Source organism: Thiomicrorhabdus sp. Kp2, from assembly GCF_000478585.1.
GTDB lineage: Bacteria > Pseudomonadota > Gammaproteobacteria > Thiomicrospirales > Thiomicrospiraceae > Thiomicrorhabdus.
Window position 1 is genome coordinate 179,370 of sequence record NZ_ARWI01000001.1, and the last position, 22,219, is coordinate 201,588.

Below are 22,219 nucleotides of genomic sequence, written 5' to 3' on the forward strand. Positions count from 1 at the left end.
TAAACCTATAAACAAAATGCCGCCATTTTGAACAACCTCTTTTTGAGGTGTTTTTATTTTCCCTAGCGATAGCACTATTCAAAAGATACCTCATGTCTCAGTACACTCAAATTGAACTCAATGTTTTAAAACAGCGACTAGCTGAGTTAAATCACGCCTATTATGTTTTAGATAATCCTCTTGTTAGTGATGCTCAATATGATGAACTGTATAGGCAATTATTAGAAATAGAAAAGAATCACCCTGATTGGGTAACAGACGATTCACCATCTCAGCGTGTAGGAGATAAGCCCTTATCGCATTTTGAATCGGTGACTCACGCTGTTCCAATGTTTTCTTTAGATAATGCTTTTAGCCAAGCTGATTTGGTTGATTTTCAACGTCGTATAAAAGATCGATTACATACCGCTTTGGATGTTGAGTTTTCAGCAGAGCCTAAAATGGATGGGTTGGCGATCAATATTCGCTATGAAAATGGCAAGTTAAAGCAAGCAACTACCCGTGGCGATGGCCTGGTTGGTGAAGATGTCACCCACAATATTCGCACCTTACAATCTCTACCATTACATCTTTTTGGTACTGGCTGGCCTGAAGTGTTAGAGGTTCGTGGTGAAGTCTTTATGTCCAAAAAGGTATTCAATGCGCTTAATGAGGAATGTGTCCAGCGCGATGAAAAGCCTTTTGCTAACCCAAGAAATGCCGCAGCAGGCACTTTACGCCAATTGGATCCAAAGGTAGCCGCTCAACGTAAACTGAGTTTATACCTTTATGGGTGGGGACAGATAAGTGAAGAGTGGTCCTTACCAGAGACATACAGTGAAGCGATACAGGCTTTTAAAGCATGGGGTTTACCAGTTAACCCCGATGCCCAGGTTGTATTAGGTGCATCAGGTATGGCGGAGTATTATGACCACCTAATAGCCAAAAGGGTTGAATTACCTTATGAAATTGATGGAATCGTCTATAAAGTAAATGCTTTAGATAGCCATAAGACACTCGGTTTTACAGCCAAGGCACCACGATGGGCAATTGCACGAAAATTCCCCGCCGAAGAGGTTTGGACCGATTTGCTTGGTATTGAGATTCAGGTTGGCCGTACTGGTGCTTTAACACCAGTAGCACGCTTGCAACCAGTGGCTGTAGGTGGTGTTGTTGTGTCAAATGCAACACTGCATAATCAAGATGAAATTGAGCGTAAAGACATTCGTATTGGTGATAAAGTTATTGTAAGACGCGCTGGCGATGTCATTCCTGAAATTGTTGGCCCTGTTTTAACACAGCGTAGCGATCAGGTCACGAAATTCACCATGCCTTTAACTTGTCCTGAGTGTCATTCCGAAGTTATCAAAGAGCATGACAAAGCGGTTTATCGTTGTACAGGTGGTTTGTTTTGCCCAGCTCAACGAAAGCGTGCTTTACAGCATTTTGTTTCGCGTAAAGCGATGGATATTGTCGGTTTAGGTGATAAACTCATTGTGCAATTGGCTGATACAGGCCTGGTAAAACACCCTGATGATTTTTATAAGTTAGATATTGATTCGCTAGAAAAACTTGAAAGAATGGCTTCTAAGTCGGCTCAAAAGGTAATTGATGCAATTGAAGCTTCTAAACAAACAACGCTCGCTCGATTTATCTTTTCTTTAGGGATTCCTGAAGTGGGTGAGGTCACGGCCAAAAATTTGGCTAATTACTTTTTGAGTTTAGAAGCGATTATTGGTGCAAATAAAGAGCAGTTGTTAGAGGTGGATGATGTCGGTGATATTGTTGCCCAACACATTGTGACTTTTTTTGCCCAACCTCATAACCAAGAAGTGGTTGAGGGGCTTATAAATGCAGGCGTTAATTGGCCTACTCCTGCACAAGTTAAGCCTGATACGGATTCGCCCTTTACTGGTAAAGTGGTCGTTTTGACGGGGAGCTTAATGCAAGTGACTCGATCAGAGGCTAAACAACAACTAGAGGCGTTAGGCGCCAAAGTCACGGGGAGTGTTTCCGCTAAAACTGACTTTGTTATTGCGGGTGAAAAGGCAGGCTCAAAATTAACCAAAGCAGAATCACTTGGTATTTCTGTATTAACTGAGGCAGAATGGATTGCCATGATGGGAGAAATAAATGGTTAGACCACGTAACGTAAACAGAGTAAAACTCAAAAAAGAGATTCCAGATTGGGAGCAAGAGGAGTTTGAAAGTCGTACTGATATTAAGAAAGCGGCTCAGGCGATAACAGATTTAGGTGAACAGCTTTCTGAAATGACTGAGAATGAGATAAAAAGATTAGAACTACCTCAAACTCTGTCTGAAGCGCTTCTTTTATTAAAACGAATGGACAAAGGACCTGCATTAAAGCGTCAAAAGCTTTATATCGGTCGTTACCTCAGGCAGGATGAACCTTTAATTGTTGAAATCAAAGAGAAGTTAGCTGAAATTGAAGCAAAGAAAAAACAGCAGAATGCCCATTTTCATAAATTAGAAAAATGGCGTGATCGTTTAGTTGAAGAGGGTGATTCTGCTTTAGTGGAGTTTTTAGAATTTTACCCTCAAGCAGATCGACAAGCACTAAGACAGTGGATACGTAATGCTCAAAAAGAACAGAAAGAGTCAAAGCCGCCTAAGTCATCCAGAGAAATATTTAAATATTTGAAAGGCTTAGAGTGGTAAGTTGTTTTGCTTGTATTGTAAGGTTATTTCTAAGCCATAATTAGTCAGCTTGCAAAGTTACCAGGCCTGGTAACTTTGTTTTTAAATCGCTTTAAACGACGGCTGCTTTTTTAAATCGCCATTCAAATAAAACCAGACCTGTTATTACCAGGCCTGTTCCAAACCATATCGTTATGCTTAATATTTCATCGTTTAAAAAGTGCCCGAATAATAAGGCAAATACTGGTGTTATTACAGGTATTAAAGCGACTTTCATTGCATCGACATGTCTAATCAAATAAAAGTAGAGTAAAAAGCCAATAACTGAACCAATGGTTGCTGCGTAGAGAATCGCGTAGATTTCTATTGTTTGTAAAGCGGGCCAGTTTAACAGCGTGTCAGGCGCGATGATTAGGTGGCCACAGACGCTTACCCATAAAGCGCCAATAACGATATGCAATGCAGGCAATTCTGTACCACAGCGTTTTACAAGCACGCTGCCTAAAGAGTGAAAGCAAACAGATAAAATCGCTGCGCCTATGGCTGCAATTTGAAATTCGACCAGTTCTATATCTAAGTTTGGAATAAAGATGCTTAACATGCCAAGTAAAGTCAATGTAATGCCCAGAGTTTTTATGGGTGTCAGTTGTTGATTAGGCAGTAATAAATAGGCAAAAATTCCCGTTGTAACAGGAGTTAAAGCAAATAATATTGCAATCCATCCAGAAGGTAGGTATTGACCAGCCCAATACATTAAAGTCATGCCTCCAAATATTGGAAAAGAGGCAAATAAATAGACCTTGAGCGCTGTTTTATCAATTCTAAAGGGGCTCGATTTTGACTGACTTTTATACCAGTAGTAGATAGGTAATATCACTAGGGCTGCAAGAGCTGTTCGAGCGGCAACGCCAAAAAACCAGTCTGTTTGTCCACTCCAGACAATAGCAAGCGGGGTGGTAGTCCAAATTAAAACAACGGTAATGTAAGCAAGTACAACAGCCATGTAATAAAACTCTTTAAATAGATGATATTGTTTGGAAATAAATAGAACGGCTCAATAAGCCCTTCATTAAAGCTAAAACAGAGAGGGCTAATTAAGTTTTAGAAGTTCAAACTGTCCTAATAAACGGTTTTTTATAACATTATTGGCGTTAAAGAGGCGGCCATTCATTGTAATGTAAACACCGTTTTTGGCAAGTTGTACAGACATTAAGGCGCTTGCAATATTAAAGCTTGCATCAGAACGTCCAAGTTTATAAGGCCGCATGGCTCCTGTAAGTACAATGGTTTTATTACGCAATTCTGTAACTTTTGATAAGTAAAGTGCAGTCTCAGTCATTGTATCTGTACCATGCGTGATAACAATTTGCTTTTGCGGTGATTGAATACAGGCTTGTGCAATGGTTTCACGGTCACTCTCTGTCATCTCAAGACTGTCTTTTAACATAAGGGTCTTAGGGATTAAATTGAGTGTTGAGTTGGCCTCAGTCAATAGTTCATGGATATGGGTATCGGTAAAAACAAGTTCACCTGTTGTTGCTTGGTAGTCTTTATCAAGCGTACCACCTGTAATCAATAATTGAATAGAGTTCATAATAATTGGCTCAAGCACGGTTTAAGGTTGGCGTAAAATACCCGTCACAATACCCAGAATTTCAATGTCTTCATTTTTTAGGATAATGGGTTCCATCTCTTTGTTTGCAGGCTGTAGTCTAACGCCAGACTTCTCAATATAGAGCTTTTTCATCGTAACTTCTTCATTGTTGATTCGAACCACAACTGACTCACCATTCTCAGCAGAAGAGCGTCTTTCAATAATGACAATGTCGCCATCTTCAATATGTTCATCAATCATTGAATTTCCTTTGACCCTAAGAGCAAAGGTTTCTTTTTTGACCATGGTTGACGGCACTGAAATGGTGTCATAATCCATTTCCATCTGAATTGGATCGCCTGCTGATGTCCAACCTAGAACGGGGATGCTTACAAACTCAATATCTATCATTTCAATTGGGTCGGCCGCTTGCAGTTGAAGTTTTTCATTACGTTTTGGAATTAGATAAGCAATGTTAGACATGGTCGTTTCTCTTATTTGATGTGTGCAGAGTGTACTTGCAACGTGGCTTGAGCGTTCTATTCTACCTCAGGCGTTGGAAGTACTTGTTTAAAAGGTTTAACATGAACTTCTTTATAAACGCCTGCATCTACATAAGGATCGGCATTTGCCCACTCTTTAGCGGCTGCTAATGAAGGAAAGTCCGCAACAATTAAGCTACCTGAAAATCCTGCTTCACCAGGTTCGATATTGTCAATAGCGGGGTTGGGGCCTGCAATCACAAGGCGATTATTTTCATACAGCTCTTTTAAACGTGCTATGTGCGCTGGTCGCGCCTTTGCACGTAATGGCAGGCTGTCTTCATTGTCATATGCAAATATAGAATAAAGCATGATTTAATCCTTTTTGGCTGCTGGTTTTGGATCAGACTTTGAGTGTTGAAGATTCTCAATCAACTCATCTTCAGTGTGACCCTCTTGCAGGGCTTCTTTTTCAGCATCAGAATCTGATTCTTGAATGTAACGGCTAATGTAAATACCTTGAATAAGAATAAATACCAGCGTCATTCCCATTAGGCCAAACAGCTTAAAATTAACCCAGGTGTCGGTGTCATAATTAAAGGCTACATATAAATTTGTTAAGCCTGAAACGATAAAGAATAGAATCCACAACCAACTTAGGCGAATCCAGATAGTATCAGGCAGGGCAATTGCTTGTCCCATCATGCGCTCAACAATCGGCTTTTGACCAATGTAGTGGCTGCCTAAAAAGACTAAAGCAAAACCCCAGTTAACAATGCTTGGCTTCCACTTAATGAAGTTCTCATCTTGTAAAACGAGTGTTAAACCACCCAGTACTAAAATAAGTATCAGGGTGATAATGTGCATTTTTTCAACACGCTTATGTTTTAAATAGAAATAAGCAACTTGGGCAATCGACGCGACAATGATGACCGCAGTTGCGGTATAGATGTCATACATCTTATAGGCAATAAAAAACAGAATAACGGGGAATAGATCAAATAATAATTTCATGTAACCAGACAATTTTATGTTAATTTAATGGGATTCTATATGGGATTGCTAAGGATTAAAAGGCTCAAATTATGAAAGTTGATTTTCATTGTCATACCACTGCTTCAGATGGCGGGTTATCTCCCTATGAAATCATTGACTTAGCGATTAAATATGAAGTAACAACTTTAGCGATAACGGATCACGATACGACGCAAGGTTATGAACAAGCCCTAGATTATGCGACAGAAAAAGGGGTTCAATTAATTTCAGGGGTTGAAGCCTCTTGCCAGTGGAATGGGCACACTATTCATATAGTCGGGTTGGATTTTGATCTACAAAATGCGAACTTGCAAAGCGGTTTGGCTGAAATTAGAGCGATGCGAAAGCAACGAGCACAGGCTATTTTGGCAAAAATGCATGACAAACCGCATATTAAGATTGAAAACCTTGATGAGAAACTGTGGAAATTAGTTGGCGAAGGCGTGGTTGGTAGAGGTCATTTTGCACAACTTCTGCAACAGGAGGGCTTGGTTAAAAATGCGCAACAAGCGTTTGAACGTTATCTAAAAAAAGGTAAAGCCGCATATGTTGCCAGTGAATGGCCTGAACTGGACAGCGTTGTTAAATGGATAACTGAAGCGGGTGGTGTGGCTGTCATTGCTCACCCTGCTATCTATAAATTTACCAGTAATAAGTTAAATCGCTTGATTCATGATTTTAAAGAAGCAGGTGGTCAAGCAATAGAGGTTGTTAACCAGCCCCGGCATTGTTCAGATATTACGGGTATGGCTCAAAGAGCCGTTACCCATGAACTTTACGCCTCTATAGGGTCTGATTTTCATCGATTGGAGCATACTTGGCGTGGTTTGGGATGGCTTGCGCCAATGCCACAAAATGTAAAGCCAGTTTGGGCGTTGTTTAAAGAACCTTTAAATCAAGCTTAAACTGGCTTTGAATTGTGTGACAAATAATGAAATAGCGTATAATCCTCAATTAATTTTTTAGTGCTTAACTTTGGAAAAGATCGTGGCTTCAAGCAGTATTTACATCAGTGTTCACCCAGATAATCCTCAACCTAGATTATTACAGCAAGTTGTTGATATTTTAAATAAAGGTGGTGTTATCGCCTATCCAACCGAATCGGGTTATGCGCTAGGCTGCTTACTTGACAATAAAGACGGTTCAGACAGAATTCGTCAAATTCGTCGTTTAGATGAAAAACATGAACTGACCTTAATGTGTCGAGATTTGAGTAATTTGTCAGAGTATGCAAAAGTTGGAAATACACAATTTCGCTACTTAAAAAATCACTTACCAGGTCCTTATACCTTTATATTACCTGCAAGCAGAGAAGTGCCAAAACGTTTACAAGCCCCTAAACGTAAAACAATTGGTTTAAGAGTAACGCCAAATGTAGTGACCAATGCCTTATTAGCTTATTTTGATAAGCCGCTATTAACGGCAACCTTAATTCAACCTGGTGAATCTCAGCCCATGACAGATGGTTGGAGCATTCAGGAAGAGTTTTCTCACTGTTTAGATGCGGTTTTAGATGGCGGCTTTAGTGGGTTTGAACCAACGACTATTATTGACTTTACTGAGGAAGAACCTGTTTTAATTCGACAAGGCCAAGGAGAGTTCATTGACTGAACTAAATATCATGCAGCAAATCGCTGTGTGGGCAATTCCTGTTATCTTTGCCATTACCTTGCACGAAGTCGCTCACGGCTGGGCGGCTTCAAGATTAGGTGATAAAACCGCGTTGATGCTGGGACGGTTAACACTGAATCCGATTAAACACATTGACCCTATAGGTACGATTGTGGTGCCTGTTGCATTATTGGTTATGGGTGGTTTTGTCTTTGGTTGGGCAAAAGCGGTTCCTGTTGATATGCGTAATTTTAAAAATCCAGCGCTAGATATGGCAAAGGTGGCTGTTGCAGGACCTTTAGCAAACTTATTAATGGCTGTTTTTTGGGCCATTGTTGCCAAAACAGGTACTGTTTTACAGACATCAATTCCAGATATAGGTACCTATTTAATTTATACAGGGTTTGCTGGTGTGAGCATTAATTTAATCTTGCTAGTATTAAATTTACTGCCTATTCCTCCCCTAGATGGCAGCCGTGTTTTATCGGCTTTTTTACCCAAAAAACTGGCTTGGCAATATAATCAAATAGCGCCTTATGGTTTTTTTATTCTAATAGGTTTAATGGTTTTAGGTATGCTTAGCCCTTTATTAATAGGGCCTTACACTCTATTTAGAGATTTGATTTTTAGCATTATTGGTTTATAAAAAAACCTATTAGACAGTATCAATACAAAGAGAAATATATGAATCAACCTGAAGGTGAAAAACTACAAAAAATCTTAGCTAGGGCGGGCTTTGGATCACGACGTTCTGTTGAGACATTGATTACCGAAGGTTTGGTCAAAATAAATGGTCGTACAGCACAGTTAGGTGATCGCGCTACAGCACTGGATAAAATCAAGGTGAGAGAGCAAGCGGTTAAAGAAACGCGTCTTCAAAAGCAACCTACAAAAGTCCTTCTCTACAATAAACCAGAAGGTCTTTTATGTACAAGAAGTGATGAAAAAGGGCGTAAAACCATTTTTGAACAGCTACCAAGAGTGATTAATGGTCGTTGGATTAGCATTGGTCGATTAGATTTGAATACCAGTGGCTTATTAATTCTTACCAACAACGGTGAATTAGCAAACCGTATGATGCACCCATCCTATGAGGTTGAGCGTGAATATACCGTGCGTGTATTTGGTGAGGTGAGTGATGAAGCCTTGAAACAGGTTGTTAAAGGTGTGCAACTTGATGATGGTCCTGCACGCTTTAATAAAGTCTCAAAAATGCAAACCTCTATTGAAGGTGAATCCATTAATAAATGGTACAAAGTCACCATTAAAGAGGGACGTTACCGCGAAGTACGACGTATCTGGGAAGCCGTTGGTGTTCAAGTTAGCCGTTTACACCGTGTTCGTTACGGTCAGTTCACTATTCCTCGAAACTTACGCAAAGGTAAAACCGAAGAACTATCATGGAAGCAAGTTAATCAACTATTAAAGTCGGTTGATTTAAAAGAGGAAGCGCGCCCAGATTTAAGAAGCACTAACCAAGCTGGCGATAAAAAGAAAAAGCGCATAAATTCAAATTCAAAACCTGTTGCCAGAAAACCTTCTTCAAAGCGTACTATTCATGATTTAAGTGATGGTTTCAATAAACGAGGGCGTTAATTTAATTTGCTATTCTATTGTTTATTAAGGCTTTATTGGAAACCGAAAACCCTAAATTACCAGGCCTGGTAACTTAGGGTTTTTATTAACTCAGAATATATGACTAATAATTTATGATTAGTAGTAAAGTCGTTCATATGGGTTAATAATTTCAATTCTTTTAACATAGATAATTTCACAAGCGCCAGCGCCAGTATCGCTACGAGAGGTTGATGTTTTCCATTTCCAGCCCGTGTTTTTATGAACATCAACTAAATACCCTTGAATATTAACAAGGTCACCATTTCTTACTTTTTTTAATTCTGCCGCAACGACTTCATTGTCTGGAATCATGTGCATATTGGCACTGCTGTCGATAATTTCACTTTTAGCAATCGGCATGAGTTTTGATTCCCACTTATACCAACGGTTCTCTTGCCAAATATCAATATGTTGTAGAATCGATTCATCAGACATCTGCCCCCAGCCTAATGCGAAGTCAACTGGTGAAATGCGGGCTTCTTGGTCAAAATAGTATTTTGAGACCGATAACACTCTAGCTTCAATTTGAAAATTGGCACGAGGATAGTAGCTGTAGTCTCCTTTACGAAACTTGGCTACTGTTGTGGGATCTTGGTATGGCGCACCACCCGCCAAGATACCTGGCCCTAATTCTGGGGCTGAGCCAACATAATAGAAATGCTTCCAAGCAAAGAGCGCCAATATTAAGAATATAATTTTTTTCATGATGTTGATTCTATCACTAAAGTCTTAAGTTTAAGCTGACTAAACGTTCTCTACCAGACAACTGGATAAAATGGCTGAGTTATGTTGGAGTTTCAACAGTGGTTATTTAGCGAGTTTTAGTAGTGTGGAGGCGGTACTTCATCTTTTGGATCTTTAATTATGTTTTGTTGCAGTGTTTTTAAGTAGTTCGAGAGTAAAGAGATTTTTCTCTCTAATAATTGTATCTCTTGATGTTGAGAGGCAATGGTCTTCTCTAATGCTTCAATGCTTTCATCATGAAAGCTTTGGTTCATTTCAACTCGATCAAGACGCTCTAAAGCGTTCTGTAACGTTGCAGAAGAGAGTTCTGTTTGTTTTGTCATAAGTTCGTTTCTTTTATTCTTTCTTTTTACTTTAAATCTATTTACTGTTTATCAAAACTTGCCTATAGATTAAGTTAACCATTTTAACTGTGGACGAGTCTCAGAAGCCTTTTCAATTAAGGAAACCCTATCTTTATTAGGTGTTTCAAGGAGAAGTTCGACTGTTCTTAATTCATCACGCCTAAAATAGTGACAGGTTATATCTTTAGTCTTATCGTGACGTTTGAGTAAGGTATCCAACTCGGCTTTACTGCTCATTTTTAGACCATTCATGGCAATTATTTCATCGCCAGCAGAAAGACCTGCAAGACTTGCTGGTTGGTTATTCCATACATGGGTCACCTTTAATGTGCCTTGGGGAGTCTGGCTGATATTGGCTCCCAAATGATTGGGTAATGTGAGCGTGGTTCCTGAATCTTCGGTGTGTTCTGCAACACCTACAATATGTCCACCAATATCATCAAGGCCTGTCAGCGCCCTGAGTGAAAACTCGATTTCAAATTCAGCGAATAATTGTTCAAAAGGCAGATCTTCTGTTCCAAATAGATAACGATTAAAAAAGTCTTGTAAATCGATACCTGAAACATCAGAGCAAATTTCTTCTATTTGACCATCATCTATTCCAACGCCTTTTTGCCCAAAGTGTTGCCAAAGATAGAGCAAGATATCATCAAGTGATTTTTTACCCTGTGTTTGTGTTCTGATGGTTAAGTCTAAACCAAGAGCGATTAGACTCCCTTTGGTGTAATAGCTAATGATTGAATTTGGGGCGTTTTCATCTTGCTGATAAAACTTTGTCCAAGTTAGCCAACTTGATTCCGCTACAGACTGCTTGAATCGTCCAGGCATTCTATATACACGAGTCATCTGTTTAGCCAGCAAGTCAAGATACGTTTTAGTGTTAATGATGCCCGCACGATGTAAAATCAAAGCATCATAGTATGAAGTAACGCCTTCAAACCACCACAGTTGATTTGTATATACGGGCGTTTGTAAATCGCTCTCTTGGTAGACTTTTGGTTGTATACGTTTCACGTTCCAGGTGTGAAAATATTCATGACTACAGAGCTCTAAAAATTGTAAATAGCCGTCCGTAGCCTCTTTCATCCCTTTATAAGGCAAGTCATTTCGTGCACAAATTAAGGCGGTGGAATTACGGTGTTCAAGACCGCCGTAATCATTACCTGTGACCATAACTTGAAACAAATAATCTTTCATTGGCGCAGGTTCACCAAACAGCTTAATTTCGGTTTCACATATCTTAATCAAGTCTTGTTTTAAACGCTCATCATCACATTCAAAAATGCCAGTAATGACCATTTTATGTGGAATACCGCAGGCGATAAAATCAATTTCATGAAAGCTCCCCATTTCAACGGGGTAGTCAATCAGTTCGCTATAGCTCTCAGCCTGATAAAGACCAAACCCTTGGGAATCGACTTTTACGGAAGGCATTCCAGTTGCCACACGCCAGTTGTTTTGTTTGGTAACAGTAGAGGGCTCTATAACCACTTGGCAGGCCTGGTCTTGTTGATCAACCACTTCTAAAAAAACCGAAGTGCCATTAAAAAAGGCATGAGATTCATCAAAATGTGCGCCTCGTACCGATAAATCCCAAGCATAAATGGTGTAGTCAATAATGACAGGGCCATCGTGCTGAAATGACCAGCTTGATTTATCGAGCGTATTCAGTGGAATCCATTCACCACTTTGTTTATAGGCGTTAATGCTATTAATGTGTTTTGCAAAATCACGGATTAAGTAACTACCTGGTATCCAGTTAGGTAAGCGTAGTACTTGGCTGGGTTGGGTTGGTTTTTCTATCGTTAATTGAATTTTAATTAGGTGTGAGTTGCTGTCATGTGCGCTTATTGTGTAGTGATTTGTCATTTCGTTTATCTATTTTTAACCGTTGTTATTTAAGAGCAAAATTTTATAGGTTTACCAGGCCTGGTATTATTTACTGGATACTTCTGGGCTAGCCTGAGGTGCTTGCGGTGGAGCGCATAGTTTTTTATTTTTAACAGCGACCAATGTTTTAATGGTTAGGTGAAGAATTAATGCAAATAAAATGGCTAATACTAGACTGGCTAAATAACTAAAAAACAGGTGGTTTGATTGTTCGTACATCATATAACTAGCGAGCGAGAAGGCGGCTAACGGGAAGGTATAAGCCCACCAAGAGAGTGCAAAGGGGACTTTAATCAATCGTGGCATTTGGGTTGCAAGCATCACCATTAAAAAAAGTGCGATATAGTATAAAATTCGTGAGAATTCATTTAAACCAGCCATACCTATTAAGGTCATATAAGAGAGAAACCCAACGCTTGGCGGTGCAATCAAAATAAATAAGGTTGGCTCTAAAAGTTTCAGCATTGGTGGGTGAAAAAATAGGCGATACATAACAATACTATTTAAAATTATCCAAAATACCAGGCCAATACTAAAAAAGAACCAAGCAATCTCCATATTAACAAAGTGTACAGCACCTAAAGGAACGACAATCGCGCCAACAACGGGTATAAACCAAGCTGGATTCATATGGGTTATTTGCCATTTATCATGGTGAATCCAATTATTTAAGATATAGAGTAATAAACCAAACTGTAGAAGAGTTCCTAAGAGCCACATGATTCTGGCGATATCAAATGCCATATCGATATAGATTAAACTCAGTAGCAGTAAGCTAATACTAAAAGTTGGGAAAAAATGGAGAGTAATAGGGTGATTGAATTCTGCAATGACTGACTTAGGATGTTTAACCAACTTCATAAAGTAAATGATTGAAAATAAAATGAATAGTAAGGTGGTTAACAAAGCAAAAGCATAAAAAATGCTCTCTGAAACACCCAATAATCGGTTAGCCTGCTGTAAACCTAAAGTGAAGCCTGCATACCCCATGATTGCCCCAAAAATATTGACTGGAAAAAACGCAATACTGCGCTCATTAGGCATCGTATTGTTTTGAGGTATAGCTTGTTCTTTTGACATGGTTATTCCTTAAAAGAGGTTATCGCGATATTCAATAATATTAGATATTTGGCCTGGTTCATGAAGCGTAATTGTCTTTATTATAAAGTAGTTGAATTTAATTGCGGCTCAACAATATTATTTTTATTTATATCGTCAATATAGCCGTCACAATCATTTAATATAGTAAACAACCCTGATGTAAATATGAGTGATAACAGCTAGTGCGAATCCAATTTCCTCCAAGTATTACCTATTTTGTTATGCCAATGGGGTTGATTGGTACTGGTTTAAATGCTCGACACTTAATGGAGGTTTTTAATCTTCAAATTGATATAGCTATTGAGTTGCTGATTTATGGCTGGCTGAGTTTTGTTATTCTTATGTTTCATTACCTCTGGAATCTTTCAAAACGCCAGCAACGAGGCGCTTTAATTGACGAATGGTATGATCCATTTAGGCGTTCATTTTTACCTGCTATTTCATTAACAACAATTCTGTTTATTGTGAGTATTGCGCAAGTTTTTGAATTTAATCATTATCCCAATCAATACTGGTTGCTGTTACCTTTACTGTTTGTCGCCAGTTTGCACTTCTTGCTGAATATTTTTTTGATTAATGGTTGGTTGTTTGATGAAAAACTCACGTTAAACCAGCATAAACCCACTTGGTATATCTTGCTTTCAGGTAATTTTATTATTGTCATTGCGCTCAATACCGAATTTATTGTTATGCAAGCGAGTTTACTTTATGAAATTTCAATGTTTTTCTACTCAATAAGCTTGTTTCTTTGGATTGTATTTTCAACTAGCTTGTTTTATCGATTAATTTTTAATACACATTTACAAATCAGTTTACGCCCAAGCTTATTCATCTTTTTAGCCCCATCTTCTCTAGCCTGTTTAGCCTCGCTATTGTTGTCAGAGGATTTTCTCACTGAAGGGGTGGTAACTCAGAGCTCTGTCGGTATTATTACCTGGATAAGCTTTTCATTTGCAACCATGATGCTAATGGCTTGGTTAATCAGTTATCGTTTTTTTATGAGCAGTGGTTTGAGCATGGCAGGGTGGTCGTTCGTTTACCCGCTTGCTGCCTACGGACTTGCTTTACAATATTTAGCCCAAGCATTGCATAGCTCTATATTGATGGCAATAAGTGTGATGGTTTTTTTAGCCATAATCTTATTGATTCTTCTGCTTACTTTTTGGTTAATCAAGTTAAGTCTTTATTCTGTCGCACCTAAGGTTCAGCGAGCAGAGTAAGGGTTAATCATCACTATTTTTAACGAATCGCTAATTTTCAATTTTGTGCACCCTCTGCACGGTTTATAATACTTCTTTTTTTGATTATCTAAATTTTGGAGTCTTCTTGTGATTCGTACTCGCTTTGCCCCTAGTCCAACTGGTTATTTACACATTGGTGGCGTTAGAACAGCCCTTTATTCTTGGCTATACGCTAAAAAGCAGGGTGGTGAATTTACACTTCGTATTGAAGATACCGACCTGGAACGTTCAACAGAAGAGTCTGTTAACGCCATTTTAGAAGGAATGAGTTGGTTAGGGTTAGATTATGACCATGGACCAATCTATCAAACACATCGTTTTGAGCGCTATAAAGAAGTCATTCAGCAACTATTTGATAAAGATTTAGCCTACTACTGCTATGCAACGCCTGAAGAGCTAGATGCTATGCGTGAAGCGCAGAAAGCAGCAGGTGAAAAACCACGCTATGATGGTCGCTATCGTGATTTTACTGGTGAACCACCAGCAGGGATTGATCCCGTTATTCGTTTTAAAAACCCAATTGACGGCGACGTAGTGATTGAAGACTTGGTAAAAGGCACGGTTGTTATTAATAACAAAGAGTTAGATGATCTTGTTATTGCACGTTCTGATGGTACGCCAACTTACAATCTTACCGTTGTGGTAGATGATTGGGATATGGGCATGACTCATGTTATTCGAGGGGATGACCATTTAAACAATACACCACGCCAAATTAACTTATATAAAGCGATTGGTGCGGAAGTGCCCAAGTTTGCGCATATTCCAATGGTATTAGGCGAGGATGGCAGTCGATTATCTAAGCGTCATGGTGCGGTGAGTGTTTTACAATACAAAGAGCAAGGGTTCTTGCCTGAGGCGCTACTCAATTACCTGGTTCGATTAGGGTGGTCACACGGCGACCAAGAAGTCTTTTCAATGGATGAGATGGTTCAATACTTTAACCTTGAAGCGGTTAACGGTTCACCTTCCACGTTTGACACAGCCAAATTAACCTGGATTAATGAACAGCACATTAAAAGCGCACCAGCAGAACATTTGGCAACACATTTATCATCGTTTGTTGCCCAATTAGGGTGTGACCTGTCTCAAGGCCCAGCACTAAGTGACGTTGCAGACTTATTAAGAGAGCGCGCAAAAACATTAGTTGAAATGGCGGAAGGTGCAGTCTATTTTTATAGCGACTTTGAAACGTTTGAAGCGGGAGCGGCTAAAAAGCATTTACGACCTGTGGCCGAAGAAGCTCTACTGTTAGCCTATGCAAAATTTGAAGCGCTTGACAACTGGACTGCTGAACCCATTCACAATGCCATCAATGCAACAGCAGATGAGCTAGAAGTCGGTATGGGTAAAGTAGGGATGCCACTGCGCGTTGCTATTACAGGTGGAGGGCAATCACCAGCCATTGATGCAACAGCAGAGTTAATAGGTAAAGAACGTTGTTTACAACGCATTAAAATGGCACTGGCGTTTATTCAGAGTCGTAAAGAAGCGCAATAATCACCCTAACCATAGTGTATTGCCATTTATAGAGTTACCAGGCCTGGTAACTTTAAAAGAATCAAACCGCTTAAGAATTTTAATTTTTTAAGCGGTTTTTTTATTGATGGTGAAAAAAACAATTCCATTTTTGGCTATCTAACTCATTAACGTCACCGCCTTATTCAGCACCTTAGTAACCAATTAACAAACACTTAGCTCTGCTCTGGAACAAAATTAAAAAAAGTGTCATCTTTTTTGCAATTTAAGCTTGACGCAAACCAGCAACTCTATATAATACGCACCCATCAGCTCGAGGGGCTATAGCTCAGCTGGGAGAGCGCAACACTGGCAGTGTTGAGGTCAGCGGTTCGATCCCGCTTAGCTCCACCAAGTTGATAACTTTAGTCCATTGGAAACCCACTAGGCCGGGTTTGTTAACTGATGGCAATACCGATAAAGATTTTGATTTTTATCACCATGTGTGTCCCGTTCGTCTAGAGGCCTAGGACACGGCCCTTTCACGGCTGTAACAGGGGTTCGACTCCCCTACGGGACGCCAATTTGCGGGAATAGCTCAGCGGTAGAGCACAACCTTGCCAAGGTTGGGGTCGCGAGTTCGATCCTCGTTTCCCGCTCCAGTTTTAAGTGTGTTGATGACCTAGGCCATAATAATCATCAGCAGACTTTAATAGCTTTTTAAGTTTATTTAAAAAGCTATTAGAACAACCGTTAATTCGTCAGGATTAACAACAATCTGTCCCGTTCGTCTAGAGGCCTAGGACACGGCCCTTTCACGGCTGTAACAGGGGTTCGACTCCCCTACGGGACGCCACATACTAAACCCGCAATGACTTGTCATTCGCGGGTTTTTTATTGTCTAAAATAAATCTCTAATTTACTAAACTACAAGCCCGATGAGTTAAAAACACTAATATCTGAAATTGTTAAAGTTGTGGTTAAAAAAAGAGATGGGCTTAAGGTTTTTTTGGGTTTTTGATTTTCAAATACAACCGTTTTGTAAACTCTGATTTTTGTACCACTAATAAATGGTAGCTCATACATAAAACCACCTGAATAGGTGGTTTTGCTTGGTTGTTTATAGACAAGGATAGGGTGAACTATTCCGTTTTTATGGAGACCGATTCAACATTGGGAATAATTTCAATGTGGTCGAGTAGATCACCTAAGTTGGTTGTGTAGTCCAGTTCAAGCGTTAATCTCATTTCAACGCTATTTTCTTGAGTATTTGTTTGAGTGTTTGATGCTATGAGGTTAATATCCAGATCGGTTAGCATAGCCATAACATCACGTAATAAACCTTTTCGGTCAAAAGCAACCACTTGAAGCTCAGCGGTAAAACACGGCTGTTCGGCTTGTTTTTTATCCCAAGTTACTTCAATTAAGCGCCTTTGCTCGTCATGAGAAAGGTTGAGTATATTGGCACAATCGTGCTTGTGTACGGTTATGCCACGGCCACGAGTTACATAGCCCACAATGTCGTCATATGGTTTAGGTGAGCAGCAGGGCGCGATGTTGGTTGTAAGGTGTATTGCACCAATAACATAGGCTTTTGCGTCTTCAATTGCATTAGATTCTGCGGAAAAGCTAAATGTTCTTTGCTGTTTAGACTGTGATTGCTCTGGCTTTAATTCAGCCTGAATAGCACTAGTTAATTGGCGCTCATTAATACGACCTTTACCAATGTCTTCGAAAAATGTCTCTTTATTTTCGTGTCTAAAACGCTTGGCGATATTTGAGGTATCAATAGATTCTGCATGCAAGCGTTTGATTTCTCTATTAAAAAGCAATTCACCTGTTGATGTGTTTTCGCTTTTATTTTGTTTATTGAACCAGTTTCTAACTTTGTTTCGTGCGCTGGTACTCGTTAAATACCCTAGATTGGGGTTTAACCAGTTACGGCTAGGTTCGCCATTTTTAATGGTAAGTACTTCAACCTTGTCTCCCGTTTTTAAAGTAAAACTGAGTGGCTGAATACGCCCGTTTACCTTTGCTCCGCGACATCTATGGCCAAGTTCTGTATGAATTTGATAGGCAAAATCTAGAGGCGTTGCACCTTGGCGTAGCGTAATGATCTCATTATTAGGTGTCATTACATAAATATGTTTACTCTGAAGCTCAGTACTGATCTCTTTAAATATATCGGGATCTTCTGAGTTTTCTAAAATCTGTCTTACGTTAGAAATGCTGCGCTCAAGATTTTCATCAAACCCCGTTTTATCGCCTTCTTTATAACGCCAGTGTGCGGCAATACCATATTCTGCACTGTGGTGCATTTGATTGGTTCTGATTTGAATCTCTACGGTTTTGCCTTCAGGACCAATAATAACTGTATGGATTGATTGGTATCCGTTCTCTTTGGGTGTCGCAACGTAATCGTCAAATTCATCACGAACATAATTCCAGCGACTATGAATTAACCCAAGCACTTCATAGCAAAGCTGAACACTATCGACATAGATGCGAACCGCACGTAAATCATATAATTCATCAATTGGTAGGTGTTTACGCTGCATTTTTTTCCAAATGCTGTAGATGTGTTTTGGGCGTCCAGTAATTTTGGCTTTGATATTACTCTGTTCTAGCATACCTTCTAGTGTATGCAGGACGGTTTTAATGTACTCTTCACGTTCAGAGCGTTTTGACTGAAGTTGTTTGGCAATATCTTTGTATTGTTCAGGATGAAGATAACGAAATGATAAATCTTCTAACTCCCATTTTAATTGTGCAATACCTAATCGATTTGCTAAAGGTGAGAAGATGAGTTCTGTTTCTGCGGCAATTTTGTGGCGTATCTCTTCCGTCTCATTTTTTAACTGGCGAAGTCGTGCTACTCGGTAGGCAAGTTTCATTATCATAATGCGGATATCAGAGGTCATCGCTAACAGCATCTGCCTGAGGCGCTCGTTTTGAACCTCATTTGATTTCTTCTCGACATCAAAATCTTTAAACTTATTGAGATTACGAATACCTTGTACCAGTTTAGCGGTGGATTTGCCAAAAAGTTCTATGATGTTTTCATGCGGATAGATCGGCTCTAAGTTACCGTCACTGAGTAAAGTGGCTAATAGGGTTTCATCATCAAGCTTTAGGTCTGCTAGAATTTCTGCGACAATCACGCTTCTAACAATGCTTTTTTCAGGAAGGTTTTCAGACTCTAGCGCCATTGCACACGCATGTTTGCAACGTTTTTCTTGTTCTTCCGAAAAAGTGAAGTCTGCAAAAATTTTTTGATATAAAGAATCGACTGTATACATCTACATAGACACTTGCTTTGTTGTTAATCGACATATTTTAGCGAGTTTTACACCGTAAAATTCAGTATTTGTTGTAAAAGATTTTATTGCTGAATAAGCAATCTTAAATCGTCTGGTTTAAAAAGGCATTGAATGCGATAATATCCGATTATTTTTTTAACCTAATATCTTTAGAGATTAGTATATTTTGACTAAAAACGCCTCAAAAATCCTCTCAGAAAACGTGATTAATAAAAATCTAAAGCAGGCGAATAGCGCATGTGGCTTTAGTGTTGCCCCGATGTTGGATTGGACTGATAAGCATTGTCGATATTTTCATCGTCAGTTAACTAACCAGGCCTGGTTATATAGCGAGATGGTCACCACTGGGGCGATTATTTATGGTGATAATTTACCGCGTTTCCTTGGTCATAACCCTTCAGAGGTGCCTGTAGTATTACAGCTGGGTGGCAGTCACTCACAAGACTTAGCTCGTTGTGCAAAGCTTGGTGAAGAGTGGGGTTATTCTGAAATAAACTTAAATGTAGGCTGCCCAAGTGACCGAGTACAAAATAATATGATTGGCGCTTGTCTATTGGGGCACCCTGAGTTGGTTGCCGAAAATATTGCGGCTATGAAGGCCGAGGTAAATATTCCTGTTACCGTGAAAACTCGAATAGGCATTGATGATCAAGAAGATTTTGAAACCTTGCAGAATTTTGTAGAAGGTTTAGTGAAAGCGGGTGTGGATGGTGTGATTATTCATGCAAGAAAAGCTTGGTTGCAAGGGTTGTCTCCTAAAGAGAACCGTGAAATTCCTCCTTTAAAATACGATTGGGTTCATCGTATTAAAGCAGAATTTCCAGAATTAGATATTGCGGTTAATGGTGGAATCACCTCTCATAATCAAGCTTTACAACATTTTGAATCTTATGAAGGTATGCCTGCTCTTGATGGGGTGATGTTAGGTCGAGTCGCTTATGAGCAACCTTTTATACTGTCAGAGGTAGACTCCCTCTATTATGGTGCTGATATAACGAATGTTAGTAGATTGGATATTTTAGAAAAAATGTATCCCTATATTGATAATCACTTAACTCATGGTGGTAAGTTAATTCAAGTAACTCGCCATATGCTTGGGCTGTTTCATGGATTGCCTGGTGGTAGAATCTGGCGTAGACACCTGTCTGAAAATGCATTTAAACAAACATCAGGTATTGAGGTTGTTCAGCAAGCCTATCAGATGGTTGCGGCAGAAATTCAAAGGATGGAAGATAGACAATGACCTTCTTGGATGTGCCTTTTAGAGAAAAAGAGCAGGCCAAAGCCCTTGGTGCGCGCTGGGATGCGGTCAGTAAACGCTGGTATGTGCCAGAGGCTTTGTCTGATGAGATCGATGCATTTCAAAAATGGTTACCTATTAAACAAAACACCGTCAATGGTGATTTAGCAGGTGATTTAGCAGGTGATTTAGACCCTTATTCTCAAACTCTTGATTTTGGTGCTTTAAAGACAGTAGAAGAGCAAAAGGGCACTAAGCTATCAGTGGTCTTAAATAACGTACAAGCCGTTTTAAGGCAGGGCTTTCCTGGTGGAGTTTGGGTCATTACGGAAATTGCAAACATTAATACGCGCCGTGGTCATGTCTATTTAGAACTTACTGAAACCAATGATTTTGGTCAAGCTATTGCAAACTGTCGTGGAATGATTTGGCAAAGCCAGGCCAGTCGTTTGCTTGAGCGTTTTCAAGTCACAACAGGTAGTGAATTAGCGATAGGTCAAAAAGTATTAATTCTGGCAGAGGTTAATTTTCATGAACAGTATGGATTTTCTTTTGTTATTCAGGATTTAGATCCGAGTTATACGCTCGGTGAACAAGAGCAGCGTTTAAATCAAATAAGAAAAAATCTAATTAAAAAGGGTATTTACCAGCAAAATAAAAACTATCAATTGCCTACCGATTATTTTCGTATTGCCGTTATTGCGCCTCCCGAAGCAGCTGGTTTGGGGGATTTTAGAGCAGATGCTGATGTTTTGCAAAAGAACCATATATGCCAGTTCAACTATTTTTACAGTAGTTTTCAAGGTGAGGCCGTTGAAACCGAGATGCTTGAGGCGTTGACAGCAGTTCATTCACTTCATCAGACCAAGCCATTTGACGCCTTAGTGATTATTAGAGGTGGTGGCGCAAAACTCGACTTAAATATGCTAAATATTGAGAGCTTGGCAGAGGCATTTTGTTATGCGCAGCTACCCGTTTTTTCTGGAATTGGACATGAAAGAGATAACACCATCCTAGATGAAGTTGCGCACAGTCGTTTTGATACACCGAGTAAGGTAATCGGTTTTATTAAAACTCAAATTGTTCATCAAGCAAAGAATGCTAATTTAAATTGGATTAACATTGAGCAATCTAGCCGTCTTAAGGTTCAAGGTTTTAAGCATCAAATAAACGAAATGCATAATACAATGACTCGAAATAGCTTAAAAATAGTGCATGGATGGCAACAAAAATTAGAGCCTCTTAGTTTTAATATACGCAGATTAAGTGAAACCAAAATTCGGCAAGTGGATTACAGTTTAGATGTATTAAACCAGCAAATACACTCACAAATTAATCAGCAAATGAAATTGATCCATCACGATGTTGAGCAGTTAAAAGAGCTGGTTTTTCAAGGAGCTAAACGCTCTGTAGCAAGCCAAAAACAGCAGATTATTCAGTCTATTTCCTTTATTTTGAGTTCAGGACCAAAGGCGCAATTAAACAGGGGGTTTAGTATTGCTAAACGCCCAGATGGCGTTCCAATTACCACGGCTAAAGAAGCATTAAAAAACCAGTGTATTGAACTTGAATTTTCCGATGGTGCCATACAAGCTGAAATACCAAAAAATCAAACCATTAAAGAGGTGAAATAGACCCGTCTATTTCATATTATGAATAAAATTAAAGAGGCCTTTTAAATGACACAGTCAGCAGAAAGTTTTAAAGAGAATTATCAAAAACTACAAGAGATTGCACAAAAATTAGCGAACAGCGGTGAAGTTGATATAGATGAGCTTGTACCCATGGTTGATGATGCCACGAGAGCTTACCAGCTATGTAAATCTCGAATTGATGCGGTAGAAACAGCACTTAATACAAGGCTTGACATAGAGGCTGAACAAGATCAGTCAGAAGGAGTTTAAG

21 protein-coding genes and 4 tRNA genes are annotated in these 22,219 nt (G+C 39.4%); 15 read left to right on the top strand and 10 right to left on the bottom strand.

From position 1 onward, the window contains the following. Nucleotides 1-92 precede the first annotated feature (92 nt). Both ligA and yjgA read left to right on the top strand, forming a co-directional pair. Complete coding sequence (gene ligA, locus A379_RS00855; RefSeq protein ID WP_040725001.1) at nt 93-2,120, top strand: NAD-dependent DNA ligase LigA; 2,028 nt, start codon at nt 93-95, stop codon at nt 2,118-2,120. Then, complete coding sequence (gene yjgA / locus A379_RS00860) at nt 2,113-2,658, top strand: ribosome biogenesis factor YjgA (protein ID WP_040725003.1); 546 nt, start codon at nt 2,113-2,115, stop codon at nt 2,656-2,658. The genes ligA and yjgA overlap by 8 nt, the downstream gene beginning before the upstream one ends. Nucleotides 2,659-2,749: 91 nt before the next feature. Here yjgA and A379_RS00865 read toward each other — a convergent pair whose 3' ends face one another. The 5 genes from A379_RS00865 to A379_RS00885 all read right to left on the bottom strand — a co-directional run bounded on the left by A379_RS00865 (nt 2,750) and on the right by A379_RS00885 (nt 5,727). Next, nucleotides 2,750-3,640 (bottom strand): DMT family transporter, encoded by an 891-nt coding sequence (locus A379_RS00865; protein WP_040725005.1) that lies wholly within the window; start codon nt 3,638-3,640, stop codon nt 2,750-2,752. An 87-nt stretch (nt 3,641-3,727) separates the two neighbouring features. Continuing rightward, entirely contained in the window at nt 3,728-4,231 is a 504-nt protein-coding gene (locus A379_RS00870) for an asparaginase domain-containing protein (protein ID WP_040725006.1), read from the bottom strand. Nucleotides 4,232-4,252: 21 nt separating this feature from the next. Beyond that, complete coding sequence (gene lexA / locus A379_RS00875; protein WP_040725008.1) at nt 4,253-4,714, bottom strand: transcriptional repressor LexA; 462 nt, start codon at nt 4,712-4,714, stop codon at nt 4,253-4,255. 56 nt (nt 4,715-4,770) lie between these two features. Further along, nucleotides 4,771-5,085 carry a YciI family protein gene (locus A379_RS00880; RefSeq protein ID WP_040725010.1) on the bottom strand — a complete coding sequence of 105 codons (315 nt, stop codon included), beginning with the start codon at nt 5,083-5,085 and terminating at the stop codon, nt 4,771-4,773. Between the two features lie 3 nt (nt 5,086-5,088). Beyond that, the gene (locus A379_RS00885) at nt 5,089-5,727 is read right to left on the bottom strand and encodes a septation protein A (protein ID WP_051144851.1); all 639 of its coding nucleotides are present in this window, start codon (nt 5,725-5,727) and stop codon (nt 5,089-5,091) included. A gap of 71 nt (nt 5,728-5,798) precedes the next feature. Here A379_RS00885 and A379_RS00890 point away from each other — a divergent pair, with 71 nt between their 5' ends. The 4 genes from A379_RS00890 (at nt 5,799) to rluB (ending at nt 8,955) form a co-directional block, all read left to right on the top strand. Next, the gene (locus A379_RS00890; RefSeq protein ID WP_040725012.1) at nt 5,799-6,653 is read left to right on the top strand and encodes a PHP domain-containing protein; all 855 of its coding nucleotides are present in this window, start codon (nt 5,799-5,801) and stop codon (nt 6,651-6,653) included. 82 nt (nt 6,654-6,735) lie between these two features. Next, nucleotides 6,736-7,359 (top strand): L-threonylcarbamoyladenylate synthase, encoded by a 624-nt coding sequence (locus tag A379_RS00895; protein ID WP_040725014.1) that lies wholly within the window; start codon nt 6,736-6,738, stop codon nt 7,357-7,359. Further along, a complete protein-coding gene (locus A379_RS00900) occupies nt 7,352-8,005 on the top strand; it encodes a site-2 protease family protein (protein ID WP_232744794.1) in 654 nt (217 codons plus the stop codon). Before A379_RS00895 ends, A379_RS00900 begins: the two co-directional genes overlap by 8 nt. 38 nt (nt 8,006-8,043) lie before the next feature. Beyond that, nucleotides 8,044-8,955, top strand: coding sequence for a 23S rRNA pseudouridine(2605) synthase RluB (rluB, locus tag A379_RS00905; protein WP_051144852.1), 912 nt, complete (start codon nt 8,044-8,046; stop codon nt 8,953-8,955). Nucleotides 8,956-9,072: 117 nt separating this feature from the next. On the opposite strand, the gene A379_RS00910 is transcribed toward rluB, so the two are convergent. The 4 genes from A379_RS00910 to A379_RS00925 form a co-directional block, all read right to left on the bottom strand. Continuing rightward, nucleotides 9,073-9,681, bottom strand: coding sequence for a hypothetical protein (locus A379_RS00910; RefSeq protein WP_040725015.1), 609 nt, complete (start codon nt 9,679-9,681; stop codon nt 9,073-9,075). 116 nt (nt 9,682-9,797) lie between these two features. Further along, nucleotides 9,798-10,043: a SlyX family protein gene (locus A379_RS00915; protein WP_040725017.1), complete on the bottom strand. Its 246-nt coding sequence runs from the start codon at nt 10,041-10,043 to the stop codon at nt 9,798-9,800. A 69-nt stretch (nt 10,044-10,112) separates the two neighbouring features. Next, nucleotides 10,113-11,933 (bottom strand): M61 family metallopeptidase, encoded by a 1,821-nt coding sequence (locus A379_RS00920; RefSeq protein ID WP_040725019.1) that lies wholly within the window; start codon nt 11,931-11,933, stop codon nt 10,113-10,115. 66 nt (nt 11,934-11,999) lie between these two features. Further along, complete coding sequence (locus A379_RS00925) at nt 12,000-13,034, bottom strand: SLAC1 anion channel family protein (protein ID WP_051144853.1); 1,035 nt, start codon at nt 13,032-13,034, stop codon at nt 12,000-12,002. A 203-nt stretch (nt 13,035-13,237) separates the two neighbouring features. Between A379_RS00925 and A379_RS00930 the strand changes: the two genes are divergently transcribed. The 6 genes from A379_RS00930 (at nt 13,238) to A379_RS00955 (ending at nt 16,610) form a co-directional block, all read left to right on the top strand. Then, on the top strand, nt 13,238-14,275 hold the full coding sequence (locus A379_RS00930; RefSeq protein WP_040725022.1) for a hypothetical protein: 1,038 nt from the start codon (nt 13,238-13,240) through the stop codon (nt 14,273-14,275). A 108-nt stretch (nt 14,276-14,383) separates the two neighbouring features. Further along, nucleotides 14,384-15,796, top strand: a complete 1,413-nt coding sequence (gltX, locus tag A379_RS00935; protein WP_040725025.1) for a glutamate--tRNA ligase — start codon at nt 14,384-14,386, stop codon at nt 15,794-15,796. Nucleotides 15,797-16,092: 296 nt separating this feature from the next. Further along, nucleotides 16,093-16,168 (top strand) — tRNA-Ala (locus A379_RS00940). Nucleotides 16,169-16,261: 93 nt separating this feature from the next. Continuing rightward, nucleotides 16,262-16,337 (top strand) — tRNA-Glu (locus A379_RS00945). Between the two features lie 4 nt (nt 16,338-16,341). Further along, a tRNA-Gly gene (locus tag A379_RS00950) sits at nt 16,342-16,416 on the top strand. A gap of 118 nt (nt 16,417-16,534) precedes the next feature. After that, nucleotides 16,535-16,610 (top strand) — tRNA-Glu (locus tag A379_RS00955). A gap of 286 nt (nt 16,611-16,896) precedes the next feature. Here the strand turns inward: A379_RS00955 and A379_RS00960 are convergent. Beyond that, entirely contained in the window at nt 16,897-19,053 is a 2,157-nt protein-coding gene (locus A379_RS00960; protein WP_040725027.1) for a bifunctional (p)ppGpp synthetase/guanosine-3',5'-bis(diphosphate) 3'-pyrophosphohydrolase, read from the bottom strand. Nucleotides 19,054-19,279: 226 nt separating this feature from the next. Between A379_RS00960 and dusA the strand changes: the two genes are divergently transcribed. The 3 genes from dusA to xseB are packed head-to-tail and all read left to right on the top strand — an operon-like array spanning nt 19,280 to nt 22,218. After that, nucleotides 19,280-20,317, top strand: a complete 1,038-nt coding sequence (gene dusA / locus A379_RS00965; protein ID WP_255325086.1) for a tRNA dihydrouridine(20/20a) synthase DusA — start codon at nt 19,280-19,282, stop codon at nt 20,315-20,317. Continuing rightward, nucleotides 20,314-21,948: an exodeoxyribonuclease VII large subunit gene (gene xseA / locus A379_RS00970; RefSeq protein WP_040725029.1), complete on the top strand. Its 1,635-nt coding sequence runs from the start codon at nt 20,314-20,316 to the stop codon at nt 21,946-21,948. The genes dusA and xseA overlap by 4 nt, the downstream gene beginning before the upstream one ends. A 45-nt stretch (nt 21,949-21,993) precedes the next feature. Then, nucleotides 21,994-22,218 carry an exodeoxyribonuclease VII small subunit gene (gene xseB / locus A379_RS00975; RefSeq protein WP_040725032.1) on the top strand — a complete coding sequence of 75 codons (225 nt, stop codon included), beginning with the start codon at nt 21,994-21,996 and terminating at the stop codon, nt 22,216-22,218. The last annotated feature ends 1 nt before the right edge of the window (nt 22,219 follow it).

What these genes read in the sequence shown, in the direction of transcription:
- ligA (WP_040725001.1), top strand. Translation starts at nt 93, where the DNA reads ATGTCTCAGTACACTCAAATTGAACTCAATGTTTTAAAACAGCGACTA.
- yjgA (WP_040725003.1), top strand. Translation starts at nt 2,113, where the DNA reads ATGGTTAGACCACGTAACGTAAACAGAGTAAAACTCAAAAAAGAGATT.
- A379_RS00865 (WP_040725005.1), bottom strand. Translation starts at nt 3,640, where the DNA reads ATGGCTGTTGTACTTGCTTACATTACCGTTGTTTTAATTTGGACTACC.
- A379_RS00870 (WP_040725006.1), bottom strand. Translation starts at nt 4,231, where the DNA reads ATGAACTCTATTCAATTATTGATTACAGGTGGTACGCTTGATAAAGAC.
- lexA (WP_040725008.1), bottom strand. Translation starts at nt 4,714, where the DNA reads ATGTCTAACATTGCTTATCTAATTCCAAAACGTAATGAAAAACTTCAA.
- A379_RS00880 (WP_040725010.1), bottom strand. Translation starts at nt 5,085, where the DNA reads ATGCTTTATTCTATATTTGCATATGACAATGAAGACAGCCTGCCATTA.
- A379_RS00885 (WP_051144851.1), bottom strand. Translation starts at nt 5,727, where the DNA reads ATGAAATTATTATTTGATCTATTCCCCGTTATTCTGTTTTTTATTGCC.
- A379_RS00890 (WP_040725012.1), top strand. Translation starts at nt 5,799, where the DNA reads ATGAAAGTTGATTTTCATTGTCATACCACTGCTTCAGATGGCGGGTTA.
- rluB (WP_051144852.1), top strand. Translation starts at nt 8,044, where the DNA reads ATGAATCAACCTGAAGGTGAAAAACTACAAAAAATCTTAGCTAGGGCG.
- A379_RS00910 (WP_040725015.1), bottom strand. Translation starts at nt 9,681, where the DNA reads ATGAAAAAAATTATATTCTTAATATTGGCGCTCTTTGCTTGGAAGCAT.
- A379_RS00915 (WP_040725017.1), bottom strand. Translation starts at nt 10,043, where the DNA reads ATGACAAAACAAACAGAACTCTCTTCTGCAACGTTACAGAACGCTTTA.
- A379_RS00920 (WP_040725019.1), bottom strand. Translation starts at nt 11,933, where the DNA reads ATGACAAATCACTACACAATAAGCGCACATGACAGCAACTCACACCTA.
- A379_RS00925 (WP_051144853.1), bottom strand. Translation starts at nt 13,034, where the DNA reads ATGTCAAAAGAACAAGCTATACCTCAAAACAATACGATGCCTAATGAG.
- A379_RS00960 (WP_040725027.1), bottom strand. Translation starts at nt 19,053, where the DNA reads ATGTATACAGTCGATTCTTTATATCAAAAAATTTTTGCAGACTTCACT.
- xseA (WP_040725029.1), top strand. Translation starts at nt 20,314, where the DNA reads ATGACCTTCTTGGATGTGCCTTTTAGAGAAAAAGAGCAGGCCAAAGCC.
- xseB (WP_040725032.1), top strand. Translation starts at nt 21,994, where the DNA reads ATGACACAGTCAGCAGAAAGTTTTAAAGAGAATTATCAAAAACTACAA.